We start from the raw sequence: 22,810 nt of genomic DNA, 5'->3' as shown, positions 1-22,810 counted from the left end.
GCAACACATGAATCTCACAACATTATTCCGCGTAGCAGGCCGCATCGGTATTGTACTGTTGCTGATGGGCACCTTTGGCTGTCACCATAACGATATGCTGGTGGCCGAGAGCACGAAAGACATCTCCGGCGAATGGCGCATTACCAAATGTGTGCGCAACGGGGTGGACATTACCACCCTGGCCGACTTTTCACAGTTCAGGATCCATTTTACCACAGATGGCAAGTATACCATGGATAACGTACTGCCTTTCGTGGTAAGCAAGAATGGCACCTATGCCCTGGACGACCCGAAATACCCCTTCCGCCTGAAATTCACGCCAGACGGGGATACCGCCGTAAGCACCACTTTCAATTACCCGGTAGCTGCCGGCGCCCGCAATATCATCTTCACGTTCAGCCCGGGATGCGGGGCTAACGTGTACCTCTATACGCTGCAACGCGTGCAACCTTAATCAATAGCTTTCCACGATATGAAAAAGAAATTACTATACGGCACGCTGGCGCTTCTGCTCATGGCTATTGCCAGCTGCGTTTTCCTGGATAGCGTAGACCAGCCCGCGTCTGTAAAGGCAGGGGAGACCTTCACTATCACCATGAACTGCCATGTGAGCGTGGCCGACGGAGGCCGCAGCAATGAGCGCCTCATCATCGCTTTCCTGGCGCCTAAGAGCTGGGCCGCCGCCATGAACAGTACCGTAACCTATACCACGGATAATGATGGCAACGGCAGCATGGTGCCCATCCCGGCTTCCGTGATCGCTGCGAATAACAAGAACTGGCCGGCCGCCCTGAAAGACCGCTTTGGCATGGGAGGCAATTATATGGTAGACGACCTGGAATGGGTGGCCTTCTGGAGCACCACTGCTTACAACATGCCCAATGGCGCCAATGACAACATCGTGGTGACCATTAACACCAAGGCAGGCCCGGAGAACACACAGTTTAAGACCGGCTACTTCCTGGGCTGCAGCACCGAAGGCCTGAGTGATGTATTTGGCGCCAATAACGTGTACAAGAACCTGTTCAAGGATTGCTTTAACGTAACAGACGGGCAGGGCGACCTGGTAGACTTCTGTAACCCGCAGATCGCGGCTTTTACGCCGGGCAATACAACGGACAACGACTGGCTCACCATCAGCTTTGACCCCTCTGTGGTGCAAACCGCGCTGGAAGGCATGGGCAACGTGTACCTGTGCGGCACCGCCTATACAGGGGATGGCGATACGCTGACCACCTGCGAAAGCACGGCCAATACGCTGCTGATGCCCTATACCGGTAAGAAATCCGCTATCACCATCTGGCCCCGCGCTTTCTTCAAAGCACCGGAAGGCAAGAAGCTGAAGAAATTTGATTTCTTCTTCACCGATGCCAGCGGCACCGTGAAAGTGGGCTTTGCCAACTCCAGCACCACACCATTCCCCTTCACGTTCAAATGCCAATAATTCCCGTTAAAAAACTAATACAATGGTTCACCGCTCTATACAACAATATTTACCGGTACTGGCGCTCGCACTGCTGGCCTTTGCCCTCCCGGGGCGGGTGTCTGCGCAGGACGGGGGCTTTGTGACCGGTACCCTGCTCGATGGATACGGGCAGCCCGTACGCGCCGCCGCCGTGGTAGTAAAAGGCAGCGCAGACACTACATACACCGGGCTTTCCGGCGAGTTCAAAATAAAGGCCGGTCCGCAGCAAACTATTATCCTGCAGCACGAGGGGTACAATGCCATTACCCATAAAGTGGCCGGCGCCACGCAGGATATCCGCCTGCGCATGGAAGAAAGCTACCTGCAGTCCCCCAGGCGCATACCCGTACTGTATGGTGAGGCTACACCCGCCACCATGGTTGGATCCGTGGCATCTGTGTATACTAACCAGTTGTCTACCACGCCAGCCACCCTGTACGCCTACGCGCTCTCCGGCCGCCTGCCAGGCCTGTACACGTACCAGACCAGCGGCTTCCGTAATCCCGCCACGGGCAATAACTATGATGTGAATATTTTCCTTGGCAACATCCCGCACAGCGGTGCCGGCGAAACCAGTGATAATACAGAGATAGGCCTGTCACTCCGGGGAAATAAGCCGGTGACCATCATTGATGGTGTGCAGCGCGATGTGTATTCCATAGACCCGGAAAACATTGAGTCCATCTCCGTGCTGAAAGACGCCATGTCTACTATCCTGCTGGGCCAGCGCAGCTCCCGCGGCGTATTGCTCATTACCACCAAGCGGGCCCGCGCCGGTAAGCCCCGCTTGTCTTTCACCGCGCAAACCGGCATACAGGAAGCCATCAGCATGCCCAAGCCCCTGCCTGCGTGGCAATATGCTTACCTGCTCAATGAGGCCCTGCAAAATGATGGCAAAGACCCGTTGTACACAGAAAGCGATATCAAAGCCTACCGCGATCACACGGACCCTTATGGCCACCCGGATGTGAACTGGTACCATACCATCCTGCGCAAGACCGCCCCCATTTCCGATTACAACCTGGCCATCAATGGCGGCGGCAACGTGGCCCGCTACGCAGTGGCGCTGAACTATACTGACCAGAAAGGCCTCTTCCGCGAAAGCAATACGGAAAACTATAACACCAACGCAGAACTGAAACGTTACCTGATCAATGCAGACGTGAACGTGGATGTGACCCGCAACCTGAACGTAGGCCTGCAGATCTTTGGCCGCATCCAGGACGGTTGGCAGCCTGGCGCCGGTATGGCTAATATCCTGGGCACGCTTTTGAATACGCCTAACAACGCTTATCCCATTAAGAACCCGAACGGGACCTGGGGTGGCACCGGCAACCTGACGGCCAACCTCTTATCACAGACCATCAACAGCGGCTATATCCAGGATCAGAGCAAAGACGTGATGTCTAACGTGGACATCCGCTACGATCTCTCCAAACTACTGCCAGGCCTGGCTTTCGTGGGTAAGGGCAATTTGTCCATCCAGTCGCAGAATGCACTGATCCGCAATAAATCCGACCTGGTGTACCACATGAGCATTGACCAGGGCGATACGATCTACACCAAATCAGGCGCTGGCAATTCCCAGTCCAACAGCTTTGCACCGGTGTTCAATTCCCAGAACTTCTTCGGGCAGCTGTCTTTCCAATATGACCACGCGTTTGGCCGCAGCAACGTAACCGGGGGCTTATATGTGGACCGCCGCCAGACCATTTATAACTATGACCTGCCGGGTGTGGCGACCAATCTTTCCGCAAAAGGCGGCTACAACTATGCAGGCCGTTACTTCCTGGAAGCAGCCATTAACCGCAGTGGTTACAACCGTTATATGCCCGGTCATCAATACGGCACCTTCTACGCTTTCGGGGCGGGCTGGGACCTGGCCCGGGAAGGCTTCCTGCAGGACGCCTCCAGCTGGCTGGACCAGTTGAAGGTCCGGGGCGTGTACGGGCGTACCGGCAATGGGATAGACAACTCCGGCTACTATATCTGGCGCCAGGATTTTTCTGAAGACAATGGTATAGGTGGTGGCATTTACTCACAGGGCACGGTGCGCTCTGCCGGTTCCGGTGTGCGGGAGAATGGCCTGGCAAACGTGAATATTTCCTGGGAAACGGCCAGTAAGACAGACGTGGGTTTTGACGCCGCCTTCTTCAAAAATAAACTGGTGATCACCGGTGATTATTACCACGACGTATATGCGAACCTGTTACAGACCCGTGGTAAGAGCATTGCCCTGATCGGCGCCGCTTATCCCGCGGAGAACATTGGCCGCAACCTGTACCAGGGCGGTGAGCTGCAGGTGACCTACAACGGCCGCGCCGGTGCGTTCAACTACTTCATTACCGGCAATGCAAACCTGTTTGCCACCAAAGTGTTGTACATGGATGAGCAGCGCCGCGATTATAGCTGGAACCGCCGTACCGGCCAGCCGGTGGGCATGCCATTCGGCTACATTGCGGAAGGCCTGTTCCAGACGGCAGATGAAGCCAATGGCAGCGCCACCATTGCAGGTTACAAGCCCCTGGCCGGCGACATCCATTACAAAGACCTGAATGGGGACGGGGAGATCAACCAGTTTGATGAAGCGCCCATTGGCACGTATAAACCTACTTTCTATTACGGGCTTACCGCGGGCTTCTCTTACAAGGGCATTGAGTTCAGCGCTTTGCTGCAAGGTGTATCAAACCGCGATGAGTATGTAGCCAACTTTGCTACGGAAGGTGGTTTCCAGTTCAATAACTTCACTTACGGCCAGGCCTACCAGCAGATCACCGGCCGCTGGACCCCGGAAACCGCGCTCACCGCCACCTACCCGCGCCTCACGGCCGATGCCAACTACGGGTATAATAAGGCCAGCTCCACTTTCTGGATGCACAATGGCAACTACTTCCGCCTGAAGAATGTAAGCCTGGCGTACAACCTGCCTTATGCATGGACCAGCCGCCTGAAGATAGGCAGTGCCAGGATCTTCGTGAATGGGCTGAACCTCTTTACACATGCGGCGTACGACTTTGTAGATCCCGAAGTAGGCGTGGGGGCATACCCCATACAGCGGGTAGTGAACACCGGTATCAATGTTAAATTTTAGTGCGCCCTCTAAATAAATCTTGTATGAAGCAACTCCGCATTTTTCTCGTCATAGCCGCCGTAGCCGCCACCATGGCTTCCTGCAGCAAGGATTATGAAAAAGTGCCCCTTGAAAAATTCACGATCGAATACGTGTTTGACAAGGACGACTCCCTGGGCACTTACGCAAATAAATTTTTGAACACCATCTACTCTGACCTGCCACAAGGCTATAACCGGCTGAATAACGACATCCTGGACGCCGCGAGTGATGATGCTGTGTCTATCTCCACCAGCACCACGGATGTGTCCCTGCTGGCTACCGGTGGCTACACTTCCTATGCTACCATTGCCTCAGAAACGCCCTGGGCCAGCTGCTATGCAGCCATCCGCCAGGCAAACATTTTTGTGAGCAACATTGATGTAAGCCCGGTAAAGGAAAAGCTGCCAAACGGTTATTCCATCCGCTATGCCTGGAAGGCGGAAGCCCGCTTCCTGCGTGCACTCTTCTATTTTGAGCTGCTGAAGCGTTACGGCGGCATTCCCCTCATGGGCGACAGCGCCCGTAAACTGGGAGATGATGTACAGGTAGCCCGCAGCTCCTTTGCCGATTGCGTAAGCTACCTGGTAAAGGAATGTGATGCTATTAAAGACAGCCTGCGCCCCAATCCCGTGGTGGCACCGGAGCTGAACAGCCACCGCGCCACCCGCGGTGCGGCCCTGGCGCTCAAAGCCAAGATCCTGCTGTATGCGGCCAGCCCCTTGTTCAATGGACAGAATATTGACGCCAACAATCCGCTCACCGGCTACACCACCTATGATAAAGAACGCTGGAAACTGGCGGCAGACGCGGCCCGCGACCTGATCAACGAAAGAACTTTTGCGTTGCTGCCCAATTTTAAGGACATCTTCATCACACAAAATAACAGTGAAGTGATCTTCTTCCGCCAGGGCAGTAACAACTCCACGATAGAAAGTACCAACGGTCCTTTGGGCTTTGCAAAAGTGGCCAATGGCCGCACCAATCCTACCCAGGAACTGGTGGATGCCTTTCCCATGGCCAACGGGCGGGCGATCACAGACCCCCAGTCCGGCTACAACGCAGACGATCCCTATGCCAACCGTGACCCCCGTTTTGGCATGACCATCCTGTACAACGGCTGCACCTGGCTGAATACCCAGTTGCAGATGTTTGACGGTGGCCAGAACAAACCGGCAGGGCAAACACCCGGCACCAAAACGGCTTATTACATGCGCAAGTTCATGGGCAATTTTGAAACCGCTACCCAGTACAGTGATATAACCAGCCATGACTGGCTGATCCTGCGCTACACGGAAGTGGTGCTCAATTTTGCCGAAGCGCAGAACGAGTATAGTGGTCCCACGGAAGAGGTGTACCAGGTGCTGAAAGACCTGCGTGCCCGCGCCGGCATTGCACCCGGCGATGATGGGATGTATGGCCTTGCGGCCAATATGACCCAGGACTCCATGCGCCAGGTGATCCGCAACGAGCGCCGCATAGAAATGGCCTTTGAAGAGCAACGCTACTGGGACGTGCGCCGCTGGCGCATTGCAGAGCAGGTGCTCAACAACCCGCTGCATGGCATGCAGATCATCAAGGATGGCGCTACGCTCACCTACAACCTGGTATCTGTGTTCAAACCGTCCTTCAGCAAGAAGATGTACCTGTATCCCATTCCCTACGATGAAGTGGTGAAGAATGATCACATGGTACAGAACCCCGGCTGGTGATCCCTATTACTTACATGAAATTTAAATGACTGACATGAAACATATTTTTCTTTTAGTCCTGCTGGTAATGGCTGCACCACGGCTGCTGCCCGCGCAAACAAAAGTGGTCTCCGGCACGGTGAAAGACCAGAACGGGGTACTGCCCGGTGCCGCCGTTACGGAAAAGGGGCTGCCTACCAATGGCTCCATCGTAGACGGGGATGGCCGCTTCCATCTTACGCTCAAAGGCGCCGGTCACACCATCGAGGTGAAGCTGGTAGGATATACCAAACAGGAAATAGACGTAGCCGGCAAAGCCACGGTGGACGTGGTGTTGCAGCCATCTAACCAGGGGCTGGATGAAGTGGTGGTAGTAGGCTTTAACCAGGCCAAACGTATTACCAACACCGGTGCGGTAAGCGCCATTACCGGCGCGGAGATCCGCAATGTGCCCACGGCCAATGTGCAGAATGCCCTCATGGGTAAGCTGCCCGGCTTTGTATCCATGCAGCGCAGCGGCCAGCCGGGTAAAGATGCTTCTGACTTCTTTATCCGTGGTGTAAGCTCCCTGAACAGTGATGGTAACAAACCGCTGATCATCGTGGATGATATTGAATATACGTATGACCAGCTGCAGCAGATCAACGTGAACGAGATTGAAAGCATTTCCATCCTCAAAGACGCCTCTACTACGGCTATTTACGGTATCAAAGGTGCCAACGGTGTACTGGTGGTAACTACCCGCCGTGGTAAAATGGGCCAGCCCCAGGTGAATGCCCGCATTGAAGGTGGCCAGCAATCACCGGTAAAGACGCCTAAATTCCTCGATGCCTACAACACCGCGGTGCTGGTAAATGAAGCGTATAAGAATGACGGCCTGGCACCCAAATTCACCGGTGAAGACCTGGAGCTGTTTAAGAACGGGAAAGATCCCTACGGCCATCCGAACATCGACTGGTACAATACCGTGTTCAAAAAACACAGCTACCAGACCAATAGCAACATTGACATTTCCGGTGGTACCCCGGCGGTGAAGTACTTCATCTCCGGAGGCTTCCTCACGCAGAACGGCCTGGTGCGCGATTTCTCCGATCCGCGCAATGAAGTGAACACCAACTATTTCTTCCGCCGTTATAACTTCCGCTCTAACCTGGACATGCAGGCCACCAAAACGCTGAACCTGCGCCTGGACCTGACCACCCGCTTTGCAGACATCAACCAGCCGCATAGCGCCAACGTGGTATCGGAAGTATACAACTTTGAAAAGATCCATCCGTACTCTGCGCCCATCATGAACCCGAATGGTTCCTATGCATTTGCTGCAGACACGAAAGATGAACTGCCCACCATCAACGCACGCCTGGCAAACGGTGGCTACACCCGTAGCAAGCGCACAGACTTTAACGCGCTCTTTGGCGGCACCCAGCAACTGGATATGCTCACCAAAGGCTTGTCCCTCACCGCGCGCGTGGCATATGCCGGCATTGAGCAATATTCGCGGAACCTGTTCCGCGGTGCAGATCCTCCCTCTTACCACTACAATCCGGAGGATGGCTCTTACACCCTGGATCCGCGTGGCTTCTACCGCTTACAACCTTACGCGGTAACGGGCAGCACAGACCTGTACAGCCGGAATGTGAACACCCAGGTGTTTGCCAACTATGCGCGCAGCTTTGGTGATAATAACTTCAACGGCCTGCTGCTTTATAACCTGCAGAGCACCACGTCCATGGCGGATATCCCTTCTAACTTCCGGGGCTGGTCTTTCAAAGCCGGTTATAACTACAAGGAAAAATACCTGCTGGATTTCAATGGTGCCTACAATGGCTCCGACCGCTTCCAGGCAGCCCGGCGCAATGGCTTTTTCCCGGCTGTGGGCGCGGGGTGGGCCATCTCAAAAGAGAAATTCTTCAGTGACCTCAATAGCGTGGTAAGCCTCTTGAAACTGCGTGGTTCCTACGGTGTGGTAGGCTCTGACGTAACGGCGGGTAACCACTACCTGTTCCGCCAGGAGTACCTGAATGGCCCCGGCTACAGCTTTGGCGAAAGTGATGCCGGCCAGGGCACCATTTATGAAGGCGACCTGGGTAGCATGTACGTGACCTGGGAAAAGGCCAGGAAGGCCGATGCAGGCCTGGACATGAACCTGTTTAACGATCACCTGTCTGTAACCGTGGATTATTTCCATGACGTACGCTACGACCAGCTGGTAAAGAAAGGGTCTATTCCCAACATCATCGGTGTGGGTTACAGCCCTACTAACGTGGCGCGTACCAAGAACGAAGGCTTTGACGGCCAGATCAACTACCGCACCAACATACGCCGCTGGAACATCAATACCAGCCTGGTTTTCCAGCACTTCCACAACGAGGTGTTGTTTAAGGATGAAGCACAGCCGGCTTACCCCTGGCTGCGGGAAACCGGTCACCCCATTGACCAGCCCTTTGGTTATCACTGGATAGGTTACTACACGCCGGAAGACATTGCCAAGATCCAGAGCAATGCGCACGATGCTCCGGCTACACCGCTCAGTGAATATCCCATCCAGGCGGGCGACCTGAAATACCAGGACGTGAACGGCGATGGTGTGATAGATAACAACGACCGCCGCGCCATTGGTAAGCCTAACCTGGCCAGCACAGTGCTGGGCCTCACCCTGGGTGGGGGTTACAAAGGCTTCAGTATAAACCTGCTGTTCCAGGGCGCCTTCGGTTACAGCTTTGCGGTAGTGGGTACGGGCATTGAAACATTCCAGAGCCAGTTCCAGCCCATCCACCAGCAGCGCTGGACCCCGGAAACCGCCGCCAATGCACAGTTTCCGCGCCTCACCAGTAACCCCACCACGATCAACAGCGCCAGCACTTACATGTCTGATTTCTGGCTGATCGATGCGCGCTACCTGCGCCTGAAAACGGTGGACATGGGCTACCAGCTGCCCAGCACCTTACTGCCCAAAGGAGTTAACAACGCACGCCTGTACCTGAGCGCTTATAACCTGTTTACCTGGACCAACTACAAGAAATACCAGCAGGACCCTGAAGTAGCCAGCAACACCGCCGGTGATGCTTACTTCAACCAGCGCGTGGTAAATGTAGGGGTACAAATAGGTCTCAAATAAAAAGCAGCTATGAAAATGACTATACTGCTGGCCACGGCTATATCACTGCTCGCTTCCTGCATGCGCAGTCCCATGGAGGACTACAAAAGCTGGGAGTGCGCCATCACATCTTTCAAACTGCCTGCCGGCCAGGTAGGTAACGCCATTATCGTGAATACACCGGACTCCGGTACCATCACGGTGAGCGCGGAGAAAGACCTGGACCTTACCACTATCAACCCTATCGTTACCGTATCACCAGGCGCCAAAGTACTACCGGCGCCAGGTGTGAAGGTAAACTTTGCGGATAACGGTAACGGATATACGTACACAGTGACCTCCGCCGCCGGCAAGGTGCGCAAATGGTATGTGCACGTGGTGAAGCCCGCGGACCCCACCGGCCCGCGCCTGCAACTGCTGCCCAACCTGGGCAAATGGGACCCGGGGGTGACCGTGTACAGCGACCTGGATTACAATGATTACCTGACCCGCTACCGCAACTGGAACGGGGCAGATGGCTGCTACACCGTAATGCTGCCGGACGGGCGCCTGCTCTGGAGCTTCCAGGATAGCTTCTTTGGTAACGTAAGCCAGGACCGCAACCGCACCAACAACAAGATGTGCCGCAACGCTGCCAACCTGGAACTGGATACCTCCGTACAAAGTTTTGTGCAGCTCAATCCCGGCACCGGCAACACCAGTGAAACCTGGGTGAAGTACCGCGATGCGCCGGAAGACCAGGACTGGTACTGGCCCGGCACCAGCCAGGTACATGGCAACCAGCTGCAAATGTTGCTGGCCCATGTACGCAAGACCGGCAATGGCACCTGGGACTTTGCGATCGTCTCCACGGACCTGGCCCTTTACAACCTGCCCTCCATGCAGCTGGACCATATCCAGGAAAACAAAGACACCTACCAGAACTACAGCGCCGCCAGCATGGCCGCACCGGATGGCTACACGTATATGTATGCCACAGAGAACGGTTACCTCACCACTTACATGTACGTGGCGCGCGTGGCCGGGCATGATCTTACCGGTACCTGGGAATACTATGGCGATAATGGCTGGAGCACTACACCGCAGAAGAAAACTGTGTGCAGCGATATCACCCAACCCAACGTGTTTTATGAAGATGGTAAATACTACCTGGTGTCACAGCAAAACCTCTTTGGGCTGGACATCTACATCCAGGAAGCCACTTCGCCCATAGGGCCGTGGACCAACAAGCGCACGCTGTACCACATACCGGAGAAATATACAGTGGATTTCATCACCTATAACGCCTTTGTGCACCGCTCCCTGAGCCGGCACGGGGAGTTGGTGATCTCTTATAACATCAATCCCACGGACTTTAACAGCAACTTCAATGTGCCGGGCAGTGCTGACCGTTACCGTCCCTATTTCGTGCGCGTATTCAATTGGAAATAAAACAGAACATGCTTAAAAAGAACGGAAAATGGCTGGCGGGCCTGCTCATGATGGCAGGTCTGCAAGCCGCGGCACAGCAGCCATGCATGCGCCTCAACAGTGGCACACCCGGCGTAGTGTGGAAGGTGAAACCCGCTGCCACAGCGCCCGCAGCTGCACAACTGCAGGCGACGGACTACGATGACAAGGACTGGGTGACCGCCGACGTACCAGGCACCGTGTTTGGGGCTTACGTAGCGGCTGGTCTTGAAAAAGACCCCAACTTTGGCGACAACATTTACAAGGTAGACAAATCAAAGTACGACCGCGACTTTTGGTACCGCACGGTATTTACACCGGCGGCTAACCGGCAGGAAAAACAGTGGCTCATCTTTGAAGGTGTGAACCGCAAAGGCGAAGTGTTCCTTAACGGGCAGCGCCTTGGCCTGCTGGACGGCTTCATGGACCGGGGTAAGTTTGACGTGACCCATATCCTGCGCCCGGGGCAACCTAACGTGTTGGCCGTGCTGGTAAAGTGGCCGGGCACCCCGATCGTGAATTACTCCAGCCCTACTTACATTTCCGCCGCCAGTTGGGATTGGATGCCTTATGTGCCGGGCCTCAACATGGGCATCACCGATGATGTATACCTGGGCAGCTCCGGCGCCGTGACCATCAACGATCCCTGGATCCGTACCCTGGTGCCGGATACGGCGCATGCTATGCTGCACATCAGCATGGACCTGCACAATGACGGCGACAGTGAGCAGGAGGGAACCGTAACAGGTACGATCACACCGGGCAATATCACCTTCTCCCGCAAAGTAAAGGTGGGCGCGGGCAGGACAGATCATGTGAGCTTCCAGGAAAAAGCGGAGCACCCGCAGCTCTGGTGGCCCAATGGTTATGGCGCGCAGCCGCTTTATACCTGTGACCTGCAATTTACCGCCGCCACAAAAGTATCCGATGAAAAGCGGGTGAAGTTTGGTATAAAACAGTACAGCTACGATACCCTGGGTGGGGTGCTGCACCTGCATATTAACGGGCAACGCATCTTCATCAAAGGCGGCAACTGGGGCATGTCTGAGTACATGCTGCGCTGCCGGGGCGGTGAGTATGAAACCAAGCTGAAACTGCACCATGACATGCACCTGAACATGGTGCGCAACTGGATAGGCAGTACCACGGATGAAGAGTTTTATGAAGCCTGTGACAAGTATGGCCTCATGGTGTGGGACGATTTCTGGCTGAACTCCCATCCTAACTTACCGGACGATGTTTTTGCCTTTAACAGGAACGCGGTAGAAAAGATCAAGCGCCTGCGCAACCACCCGTCCATAGCAGTATGGTGCGGTGATAACGAAGGCTATCCCTTGCCTCCGCTCAATGGCTGGTTGCGTGAGGACGTGGCCACCTTTGACGCCGGCGACCGTTTGTACCAGGCCAATTCCCACGCCGATGGGCTGACCGGCAGTGGCCCCTGGGCCAACTTCCTGCCATCCTGGTACTTTACCCGCTTCCCTGGCGGCTTTGGCGGTACACCCGGCTGGGGCCTTCGCACGGAAATAGGCACGGCCGTATTTACAAACGTGGAAAGCTTTAAGCGCTTTATGCCGGATAGCAGCTGGTGGCCGCGCAATGAAATGTGGAACAAGCATTTCTTTGGCAAGAATGCCTTCAATGCAGGACCGGACCGTTATGATGATGCTATCACCAAAAGCTATGGCGCGCCCACCGGTATTGATGATTATTGCCGCAAAGCACAATTGCTCAATATTGAGACCAACAAAGCCATGTACGAAGGCTGGCTGCACAACATGTGGAATGATGCTTCCGGCATCATGACCTGGATGAGCCAATCTGCTTACCCCAGCTTTGTATGGCAGACCTATGACTACTACTACGATCTCACCGGTGCTTATTTCGGTGTAAAGAAAGCTTGTGAGCCCCTGCACATCCAGTGGAGCGCAGGTGACAACTCCGTGAAGGTGATCAACACCACGTTGCAAAACGCTCCCGGTCTCACCGCGGAAGCCATGGTGTACAACGTGGATGGCCGCCCGGCAAAAGAATTTGCCAAGACCGTAAAAGTAGATGCTGCCGCCGGTGCAGCCACACCCTGCTTTAACCTGAACTTTAATATTGACAACCTGGCCTTTCGCAAACCCGCGGTGGCTTCTTCCACTTCCAATGACGGGGGAGACGCCGGCGCAGTGGCGGATGGCAGCACCGGCAGCCGCTGGAGCAGTCACTACACAGACCATGAATGGGTGTACGTGGACCTGCAAGCGCCACAGGAGATCAGCAGCGTGGTGCTCAACTGGGAAACCGCCCACGCCAAAGCGTTCCGCCTGCTGGTATCGGACGATGCGCAAAACTGGAAAGAGATCTACCAGACCACGGATGGCAAAGGGGGGATGGAAACGGTAAACTTCCCGCCTGTAAAAGCCCGCTATGTAAAGATGCAGGGCGATAAGCGCGCCACGGAATGGGGGTATTCCCTCTACGATTTTGAAGTGTATGGAAAGCGCAGTAGTACGCTGAGCGATGTGCAGTTCATCCGCCTGTACCTGAAAGATGGCACCGGCAGAGTATTGTCTGACAACTTCTACTGGCGCAGCAACCGCGCAGCGGATTATACCGCGCTGAATAAGCTGGCGCCGGTAAAGCTGACCATTACGTCAAAGATGGAAACCGTAGGTGATAGCATCCGCATCCGGGCTATCGTGCGTAATCCAGCGTCCACAACGGCTTTTGCGGTGCGCGTGCAATTGCTGCGGGCAGACAATAACCAGCAGGTATTGCCCCTGCTCATGTCTGACAACTACTTCACGCTCTTTAAAGGTGAGCAGCAGGAAGTAGTGATGCAGGTGGAAAAGAAGGTGCTGGAAAATGGAAAATATAAACTGACCGCTATCCCTTATAACGGTAATTGACCTGTTGTACAAGTAAGCAAAAGGGCCCCGGATTTTTCCGGGGCCTTCCTGTTTTAATGAATATCCGTTTTAAAAGTAAGGATGATCTTGTTGTTGGCGGGCAGCATCCTGAAGGCGGTGTTATTTCCTTGCAGTGTGCCACTTTGAGTGGTCAGTGCGTATTGCATGTTTTCAAACTTTGCAGTAAGTGTCGTAGCATCAAGGCCAAGGAATGGCAACGGTTTGCGGGCGGCGGCGCTAAAGTCCAGGAACCATTGCAGGGGCGCCTTCCCGGAGAAGGCAACACTCACCTGGCGTTCCTTTAAAGTGATGGTAAAGCTGCCGCTTTGGTCCTTTAGCGGCCAGTGGATGACCAGCGTGTTCGGTTGCTCCGACACGGTGGGCTTGCCGCCGGCAATGTTTACCGTATCACCATTCACTACTGCTTTAAACCGCAGGCCGGCCAGCGTATCCCGGTTGCTCCACAGGTAGCCGTCAATTACTGGTAAGGTGTAGAAGCTGCATTCATTTTCAGTGGCGGGCTTGTTTTCGTATAGGGATGCCAGTTGTTCATCAAACAGGTGGATGTCACGGAAGCGGAGGTGGCCATCTTGCCACAACAGGTTAGCCCGGTAGAAGCGGCTATTATACCAAACGGTATTTTTATCACCACCTGGCAGGTCTTCCAGCGCCACTACCGCTGTAGCGGGTGTTACAGGGAATGTTTTGCGGAACCAGGCACCGGATGCCGCCAGTGTTTCCACCCGCACTTTCTTTTGATCGCGCAGGCGGGCTATGAGGGGGAATTGCAGGCGCAATCCTTTTTCCATGGCATTCCACGTGAAAGAATTTTCCTGGCCGGCTTGTGTATAACCAAACGCAAGGGCAGGTTGCTGCACTAATTGCTGCATGAACCAGTTTATCCATACAGAATCGCCACCTGCTTTGGGGTACACCGGTTCCAGGGTGATCACGCCCTGCCTTTCATGTTCCAGCCCATCATCGTACTGCCGGATAGGGTCACTGCCCAGCATGCGGAAGATGGGTACCGGTATTTGCATAGCGGCACGTTGCGCAGGCATATATGCATTCCGCTGGCTGGGGTAGTAGGCCTGGTTCCAGTAGCCACCCCACAGCGTGTAGCCATCCGTGCCATATTGGTCTTTGCAATTGGCGGATGCCACAATGTGATAGTGATCGTACATGTACTGCAAACTGTGCGCATCAATAAACCAGGAGGCCACAGACCTGGGATAGTAGCCGAAAACCTTTTTGAATGCATGCATGTAGGTGTCGATCAGCTTTTCCCTTTCCGCAGGTGAGTAGCCGGTGGAGAACCCAATGTTGGCGCGCCAGTCCCACGGGTAACGGCCCCGCCAGGGGAGGCCGGATTGTTCTACCAGCGGCTGCGGTATTTCCCACCAGGCGCCTATTTCAAAACTATCCCTGGGCAGGGATCTTAGCAGTTGCTGGTAGCGCGGGTCCATCAGCGCATCGTATTGCAGCAGGAAGGTGCCGGGCAGTTTGTTGGCCCGCATCAGCTGTACCTGTGCCACTACGGTCTGATACAGCACGTCCTCCGTAATGGCAGGGTCGCGGGGCTCCAGCAGGCGGATAAAATTTACGATGTTCACAATGCGCGGGCTTTGCTGGGCACGCGCGGGTAGGAGGGAGAGCAGCAGCGCTATTCCGATGATATAATGCTTCATGAATAATTAAAGTTGAATGTTGCGCAGTTCCAGTTTTTTCAGGATGGCATTGCTTTTTGTAAACATTGAAATACCAGTATCGTTAGCCGCGGGATACACCATCGTGGAGATCACCTGTTCCCCGTCGTTGCCAAATACTTCCAGGGACGACCTATCTGCCAGGATCTGTATTTGCACCTTACCATTGACGGCTTTCATAGGTGCCCGCATCACCAGGTTTTCCGGCGACTTGTTTTGCTTTTCGGAAGCCGTGCAATCTACGAACAGTTCTTCTTTGGCGGCATCATACCCCACGGTGATCCTGCGCCCGTCCTGCTTGTTTTCAAATACGTTGAAACCCGCGGTGGAAGAGCCATTCACCGCAAAGCTGGCAGTCAGCCAATAGGCGTTCCCGTTATTGCCGGGTAGTGTCACCGTGGTATCTTTTACGGGGTGGGATGCCGGGTTGTACTGCACCAATGGCTGGCCGCTGGTGTAGCGGGGAAGGGCTTTCACTACCCGTGCCGCCGGCTGGTGGCGCAGGCGCAGGCCTTCCCCGCTTTGGTACAGGGAAAGGTCCTGCGGAATGGACAGCTGACCTTTCCAGGGATACGTTTCGGGGCGGCCGTTCTGGATCCAGCCCAGCAGGATGGGATTGCGCTGGGGCGCATCCCGCCAGGCAATGGCGGCATAGAAAGCATCGCCATAGTCTACCACCAGTTCCTTATCCGCTGGATTATCGTTGTGGAATTGTTTGCCATCAAAACTGCCGGTATAGTATTGCATCAGCGGTCCGTGGTCCTGGAAGCAGGATACCAAGAGCACCCACTTTTCTTCCTTACTGCCTGCTACCGGCAAATGCAGCAAAGACGGGCATTCCCAGCCATTCTTCGTGTACCCGGCGGGGCCAAAGTCGCTCAGCTTTTCCCAGTGCTTCAGGTCCCTGGAGCCGTAAAAGCGTACCTGGTGCTCATTGACCAGGGCCACCGTCATCACCCAGCTTTTAGTAGGCGCGTACCAGAACACGTTGGGGTCACGGAAATCTGCCATGTCCAGGTCTATAATGGGATTATGGTCATACAGCGTATAGGTGTTACCGTTATCATTGCTGTAAGCCAGGTATTGGCATTCCTTTTTCTGCTTGGGCAGGTGTGCTGTGAAGATAGCCACCACCGGCGCTTTGCCGTTGGTACCAAACCCGCTGGTATTGGCTGCATCCACTACCGCGCAGCCGGAAAAGATCATGGTAGTGGTATCCGCGGTTACCCGCTCGGGAATGGCTACGGGCAGGTGCTGCCAGTGCACCAGGTCTTTGCTGGTGGCATGGCCCCAGCTCATGTGGCCCCATTTATTTTCAAAAGGATTGTGCTGGTAATAAAGGTGGAAGGTGCCGTCCTGGTAAAATAATCCATTGGGATCGTTGGTCCAGTTTTGGGGCGGTGTAAAATGGTACACCGGCCTCCATTGCGGGGTGGGCGTGGTTTGCGCCATGGTGTGCGTGCCACAGCCAAGCAGCAGGCCTAATACGGCAAGGCAGCCCTTTATACGTGGATAGGTCATGGAAGTTCCGTTTCGCCGTAAAATAGTCAATTTTACCAGCTTTCTGTCCGGTACTGTCCTGCTGCTATTTGCCGCCCCGGTGGCGCTTCCGGTAGTGGGCAGGTGATACGCCGATCACCTTTGTAAACAGCCTTGAAAAGTAATACTGGTCATCAACGCCCAGCTCCGCGCTGATCTCTTTGATGGTGCGGTCTGTAAAATACAGGTGCTGGCAGGCCTTCTGCACCTTCAGCTGGTTGAAATAATTAATAGGGGAGCTGCCCGTTTTTTGTTTGAAAATACGGGCATAGTGCGATACGGAAATGCCCTGCTGCTGCGCCAGCTCTTCGATGCTGAATTTTTCCTGGAGGTGCTTTTTCATAAAAGCAATGGAACTGCCCACCACATCATCGCTATGGATAGCGGGATTGGCCTCCGCATGGTAGATCAGGGAGTTGACGAAGGCCAGCAGGTTAAAGTTGAGGATCTCCATCTCGCGTTCATTATAACTACGCTCTACCAGGTGGAAGATCTGTTCAAACAACCGGATGCGTGCTTCGTCGTACGGTACGGTCATTACGGCCGGCGCACCGTCCTGTGCAAAACGGTGGTAGATGAGCGGCGCCATTTCCCCGCTGAAGTGTACCCAGTAAATACTCCAGGAATTGGCCCCATAGCTCGTATAGCGGTGGGGCACATTGCGCGGGATGATAAAATAGCTGTTGGCACGGAGCACATAGGCCGTATCGTGCAGGTAGATATTGCCTTCCCCTTCAATGCAGTAGATCAGGATATACTGGTCGCTGCCGGATTTGCGCTCCCGGTCGTGGTTAGTGGCTTTGGGATAATAACCGATGGCCGTGAGGTAAAATCCCTTGATCAGCGGATTCTGGGTGAACTGGCGTTTGATGTTAGGAGGCAATACCACCATTTGCTGGCCCACGAATCCCTCTTTGATCCCTTTCGTTTTTGCATGCATAACGTGTCCTTGAAACACCTAATGTACAAAATATTCCAAAGGATAATATAATCCATCCTTTTTTGTATTTAATCCATTTTTTCCGCACCAGGGTAAACGTAGCTTTACCGTACAATCAATCTAATTCCACGACATATATGCTGCTTTTAGTCTCCACGTAAACAACCGCTTTGCGGACACGCCATCGCCACCTGTTTTCCAGGCAGGCTATATTGTCCATCTTACACTTAAAAAACACGTCCCGCACATTTAAGATTATTCAATCCCTGATATGAGAAAACTACTCTGCCTGCTGGTGGTCTTCACCGGTTGTATAACCAGTGCCATGGCCCAGCAAAAACACATTGAAGGCGTGGTAAAGGATGCCGGCACCCACGACAACCTGCCCTTTGCCACCATCCGGGTAAAAAGCCCGGCCGGCGCCACTTCCAGCTCGATGGCCGACAACAAGGGCCAGTTTAAGATAGACGCACAGCCTGGCGCTACGGTAATGATCAGCTTTACCGGCTACAACACGATGGCCATGATCGTAAAGGAAAATGATTCCACGCACTGGAACATCATGCTGCAAAATGCAAATGCTGCCCTTTCCGAGGTAGTGGTGATCGGCTATGGCAAGGAGCGCCGTAAAGACCTCACCAGCGCAGTGGCTACTGTGTCTGGCAAGGAGATCGTGGAAATGCCGTCTACCAACCTGGCTTCCGCACTCGCATCGCGCACACCTGGCCTGGAAGTGCATGCAAACAGCACACAGCCCGGTGCCGGCGTGTCCGTAAACATTCGCGGGCTGAACTCCATTTCACAGCTGCAAGGCCCCCTGTACATTGTAGACGGGGTGGCCCTGGTAGGTGATATCCGCAATGTAAATCCTGCCGACATTGAATCCGTGGAGATCCTCAAAGATGCGGCAGCGGCGGGTATTTACGGCTCCCGCGCCGCCGAAGGCGTGGTGCTCATCACCACCAAGAAACCCAAGGCAGGACAAACTGCCGTGAACTTTGACATGTACGCCGGCATCCAGGTAAATAATCCTGCTTACAAAATGCTGGGCGCAAAGGATTACTATAAGTTGAAGCGCACCGCTTTTACCAACGCAGACCCGGTATCTTTTCCACCCAATGCAGATACCACTGATGGTAAGATCTTTAACCAGTACGAGCTGAAGAGCATTACCAACGGATTCCAAAGCTATAACTGGCAAAACGCTATCGCGCATAACAATGCGCCCATCCAGAACTATAATATTTCCCTGGCCAACGGCACCGGTTCCAACCGCGTGTACTTCAGCGGTAACTATATGGACCAGCAGGGCATCCTCATCAACACCGGCTATAAAAAATATGCAGGTTACCTGGCGGATGAATCGCAGATCCGCTCTTTCCTGAAGATAGGCGGCAGCGTAAATTTCACACATGATCAAACGCGCAATGCCATGCCGGGCGAGTTCCAGCAATCCCTTACCCAAAGCCCGCTGATGCCGCCTTACGACAGTACTAACCAGCCCCTGATCATCATTGATAACTCCACCGGCATTTCAACCATCATCAACCCATTGACCACGGCGCTGTATGCAACCAACATGTATACGACCAACCGGACCAATGCTAATTTATACCTGGAGCTTACGCCGTTTAAAAACCTTACCCTGCGTTCCAGCATTGGGGCAGACATTTACCAGGCAGAGGCAGATACTTACTGGCCGCGCAATACCGGTGGAGGCTTTTCTACCAATGGTTCCGGTGAGATCTACAACACCCGCTCCACGGATGTGCTGTGGGAAAACACGGCTAACTATTACCTTACTAAAGGCAGGCATGAATTGAATGTACTGGGTGGCTTCACCTTTGAGCGCCACGAAAATTTTGCCACTGACATGCAGGGACAGTACTTTCCTACAGACTTACTTAGCTTTAAGAACATGGGCAGCGCCGGTGTAAAGGTGCAGGATAACAGTAACTACGACGGCTGGTCCGTGCGTTCCCTGCTGGCCCGCGCCATTTATAAATTCAAAGGCCGCTACATCCTGAACGTGACCGCCCGCCAGGATGGTTCCAGCCGCTTTGGCCCCGATAATAAGTTCGGTTTCTTCCCCACCGTGAGTGGCGCATGGCGCGTAGTGGATGAGCCCTTCATTGGCTACAAACTGAAAACCGTGCTGAGTGATTTTAAACTCCGGGCCAGCTATGGCCTGGTGGGCAACCAGAACCTGCCTTACGATGCGATCTACACCCGCTTTAACCAGGCACAATATCCCTTCAATGGTTCTTCGGTGACCAGTGGTTACACCATTGGCGGCACGGCGGGCAACACTTCCCTGGAATGGGAGCGCCAGCACCAGCTCAATGCCGGTACAGACATCGCGGTGCTGAACAACCGCATTTCCCTTTCCGTGGATGTGTATAAAAAGAATATCAGCGCCCTGCTCATGCCACTCACCCTGGCACCTTCTTCCGGCTTTTATAATGAACAGGTGAATGTGGCCGCCATGCAAACCAAGGGTATTGATGTAATGCTGAAAGCTACGCCCATAGAGACCAAGCGCTTTGCCTGGCAAACAAGTGTGAACTGGTCCAAATACCAGAGCCGTATTACCAAGCTGTTTCCCGGCAGGGACTCTATCAGCCTTTCCCTGCGCGTAGGCCTGCCGCCCAGCGGCACGTACGTAAACTATGTGTATGATGGGCTGTACCAGAAAGGGGACGACTTTAAGCTCAACCCCAACGGCAAGCCGGGTGACATCCGCATCAAAGACGTCAATGGCGATGGCAAGATCACGCCGCAGGATGAAGTGGTAGTGGGCAGCAGCATTCCCAAAGGATGGGGAAGCTGGTGGAACTACTTCCGCCTGGGCCGCTTTAACCTGGTGGTGTACAGCACTTACCAGTACGGGCACCAGCTGAATAACCTCACTTACACTAACCTTACTTACTACAATGCCGGTTTTGGCAATACTGCCAACGTAACCGTGGAGGGCGGTAAATACTGGACACCGGAAAATCCGAACACCAACATTCCCCGCCCGGATGCATTTGGCACCTCCCTGCGTACACTGCCAGGCGGCACAGGACAGGGTTCCAGCTATTCTATCCAGAAGGCAGCCTACATCAAGATCCAGCACATTACCCTGGGCTATGATGTGGATGGCAACGTGCTGAAACGTATGCACATGAACAGCCTGAATGTATATGCACAGGTGCTGAACCCCTTCCTCTTCACCGGCTACAAGGGCGTGGACCCGGACGTTTCCGGCGGCAACTCCTCCAATGAGCTGTACCCGCGTTACCGCACTTTCCTGCTGGGCTTAAAACTGGGACTGTAATCACTAAAGACCTTACACATGACACGCTATAAACAACTGCATAAAAAATTACTGTTGCTTCCCGCCGCGCTGCTGTTGCTGGCCGGCAGCAGCTGCAAAAAAGACCTCGATTACACACCGGAAGTGTTCCTGTCCGCACAGCAGGTGTACAAAGACCAGGCAGGAGCTACCGCCGGCGTAACCGGGATTTACCAGCAACTGCAATCCATTAAGAAGAACGAAGTGTCCCTCATGGGCATCATTGGCACGGATGAAATGCGGTTTGAATACCAGGCGCAGGCCTGGGGCGGCTATTGGGCCAAGGTAGCCGGCTTGGACAGTTACGACATTACCTTTAACAGCCAGAATGACGTAATGGGTTATTACTGGAACTATTGCTACGTGGGCATTGCCAATGCCAATTATGCTATCCAGTATATTCCGCAGATCAAGAATTTTGCAGATGTGACAGTGCAGAACCGCCTGCTGGCAGAAGCCAGGTTCCTGCGCGCATTGTTCTACTTCCAGTTAGTACAATTCTGGGGCGACGTGCCCTTGCGGATAGAGAACATGCCCTTTGGCGATGGAGTGCCCCGTGCACCGCAGGACAAGATCTATGAACTGATCATTGCCGACCTGCAATACGCGCAGCAAAACCTGTGGGTAAGAAGCAAAACACCTGATGCCGGCCGCGCCACCGTGGAAGCGGCGGAAGCCCTGCTGGGCAAGGTGTACCTGACCCTGCACCGCTACAACGATGCAAAGCCCCTGTTTGAAGATCTGATCAACAATAAAGGCATCGTGCTCAATACCGATTACGCAGACCTGTTCAATAAAGAGAACACGGCAGAGTCATTACTGGAAGTACAGTACTCCCCGCAAAGCGGCGCCACGAACGGCTTGCAGAATATCTTCGGCGCTTCCCTGGCCAGCACACCGGGCGGCCCCACCGGCAGCACTACACCGGGTTACGGCGGCAACGTAGTGATCACCACCGCGTGGTATGCAGACTCCCTGTTTGACAAAGTGAATGATAAACGCTATGCCGCGTCCATCACCCCGCACTTCTATGCCAGCAGTGATCCCAGTTCTAACTACGACTGGTGGGTAGACATTGGCCTGCCCCACCTGAAGAAATATGATATCACTACCAGCTCCGGCTCTATTGACATTTATAACTCTGCCAAGAACGTGATCTACCTGCGCAGCGCAGACGTGTTCCTTATGTATGCGGAAGTGCTCAATGAACTGGGACAACCCAACGCCGCGCTGGCGCCGCTTAACAAAGTGCGTGACCGCGCGTTTGGGAATGCATTGCACGAAGTGCCACCCACCGCACAAGCCGCCCTCCGCGATACCATCATGGATGAAAGAAGCCGTGAACTGGGCGGTGAAGGCTGGCGCTGGTTTGACCTGAAGCGAACCAACACCCTGGTGCAGCGCGTGCGGACGCACGACAACCCAAGGCCCTACTACGTGGCCCGCAATGGGGAAGGAGACCCGCACCTGCCGCAGAACGTATCGGATATCAACTACCTGTATCCCATACCACTGTCTGAACTGCAGAACAACCCGGCCCTGAGCCTTACCAGTCAAAATCCAGGTTACTAACATATGTA

General features: G+C 54.2%; 12 protein-coding genes. 9 read left to right on the top strand and 3 right to left on the bottom strand.

Annotation, left to right across the window (positions count from 1 at the left end; translation table 11 throughout):
- Nucleotides 1-7 precede the first annotated feature (7 nt).
- Genes DCC81_RS23695 through DCC81_RS23665 form a run of 7 tightly spaced genes read left to right on the top strand, consistent with a single transcriptional unit; the run spans nucleotide 8 to nucleotide 13,708 of the window.
- A complete protein-coding gene (locus DCC81_RS23695) occupies nucleotides 8-454 on the top strand; it encodes a DUF5004 domain-containing protein (RefSeq protein ID WP_108689180.1) in 447 nt (148 codons plus the stop codon).
- A gap of 18 nt (nucleotides 455-472) precedes the next feature.
- The gene (locus DCC81_RS23690) at nucleotides 473-1,444 is read left to right on the top strand and encodes a DUF4961 domain-containing protein (protein ID WP_108689178.1); all 972 of its coding nucleotides are present in this window, start codon (nucleotides 473-475) and stop codon (nucleotides 1,442-1,444) included.
- 22 nt (nucleotides 1,445-1,466) lie between these two features.
- Nucleotides 1,467-4,556 carry a SusC/RagA family TonB-linked outer membrane protein gene (locus DCC81_RS23685; protein WP_108689176.1) on the top strand — a complete coding sequence of 1,030 codons (3,090 nt, stop codon included), beginning with the start codon at nucleotides 1,467-1,469 and terminating at the stop codon, nucleotides 4,554-4,556.
- 23 nt (nucleotides 4,557-4,579) lie between these two features.
- Nucleotides 4,580-6,286 (top strand): RagB/SusD family nutrient uptake outer membrane protein, encoded by a 1,707-nt coding sequence (locus DCC81_RS23680; RefSeq protein WP_108689174.1) that lies wholly within the window; start codon nucleotides 4,580-4,582, stop codon nucleotides 6,284-6,286.
- Between the two features lie 34 nt (nucleotides 6,287-6,320).
- Nucleotides 6,321-9,383, top strand: coding sequence for a SusC/RagA family TonB-linked outer membrane protein (locus DCC81_RS23675; protein ID WP_108689172.1), 3,063 nt, complete (start codon nucleotides 6,321-6,323; stop codon nucleotides 9,381-9,383).
- Between the two features lie 9 nt (nucleotides 9,384-9,392).
- Complete coding sequence (locus tag DCC81_RS23670) at nucleotides 9,393-10,793, top strand: DUF5005 domain-containing protein (protein WP_108689170.1); 1,401 nt, start codon at nucleotides 9,393-9,395, stop codon at nucleotides 10,791-10,793.
- A gap of 8 nt (nucleotides 10,794-10,801) precedes the next feature.
- Nucleotides 10,802-13,708, top strand: coding sequence for a discoidin domain-containing protein (locus DCC81_RS23665; protein ID WP_108689307.1), 2,907 nt, complete (start codon nucleotides 10,802-10,804; stop codon nucleotides 13,706-13,708).
- Between the two features lie 53 nt (nucleotides 13,709-13,761).
- Here the strand turns inward: DCC81_RS23665 and DCC81_RS23660 are convergent, their stop codons facing one another.
- The 3 genes from DCC81_RS23660 to DCC81_RS23650 all read right to left on the bottom strand — a co-directional run bounded on the left by DCC81_RS23660 (nucleotide 13,762) and on the right by DCC81_RS23650 (nucleotide 17,893).
- Nucleotides 13,762-15,396 carry a hypothetical protein gene (locus DCC81_RS23660; RefSeq protein WP_108689168.1) on the bottom strand — a complete coding sequence of 545 codons (1,635 nt, stop codon included), beginning with the start codon at nucleotides 15,394-15,396 and terminating at the stop codon, nucleotides 13,762-13,764.
- Nucleotides 15,397-15,402: 6 nt separating this feature from the next.
- Nucleotides 15,403-16,935: a glycoside hydrolase family 32 protein gene (locus DCC81_RS23655; protein WP_108689166.1), complete on the bottom strand. Its 1,533-nt coding sequence runs from the start codon at nucleotides 16,933-16,935 to the stop codon at nucleotides 15,403-15,405.
- Nucleotides 16,936-16,999: 64 nt separating this feature from the next.
- Nucleotides 17,000-17,893: an AraC family transcriptional regulator gene (locus DCC81_RS23650; protein WP_108689164.1), complete on the bottom strand. Its 894-nt coding sequence runs from the start codon at nucleotides 17,891-17,893 to the stop codon at nucleotides 17,000-17,002.
- A gap of 271 nt (nucleotides 17,894-18,164) precedes the next feature.
- On the opposite strand from DCC81_RS23650, the gene DCC81_RS23645 reads away from it, so the two are divergent.
- Together DCC81_RS23645 and DCC81_RS23640 are read left to right on the top strand one after the other, a co-directional pair.
- Nucleotides 18,165-21,212, top strand: coding sequence for a SusC/RagA family TonB-linked outer membrane protein (locus tag DCC81_RS23645; RefSeq protein WP_108689162.1), 3,048 nt, complete (start codon nucleotides 18,165-18,167; stop codon nucleotides 21,210-21,212).
- A gap of 18 nt (nucleotides 21,213-21,230) precedes the next feature.
- Entirely contained in the window at nucleotides 21,231-22,802 is a 1,572-nt protein-coding gene (locus DCC81_RS23640) for a RagB/SusD family nutrient uptake outer membrane protein (protein WP_108689160.1), read from the top strand.
- The last annotated feature ends 8 nt before the right edge of the window (nucleotides 22,803-22,810 follow it).

Origin of the sequence: Chitinophaga parva (genome assembly GCF_003071345.1) — a bacterium.
Lineage (GTDB): Bacteria > Bacteroidota > Bacteroidia > Chitinophagales > Chitinophagaceae > Chitinophaga > Chitinophaga parva.
Note: the sequence above shows the minus strand (reverse complement) of the source record. Positions and strands in the feature narration are given on the sequence as shown.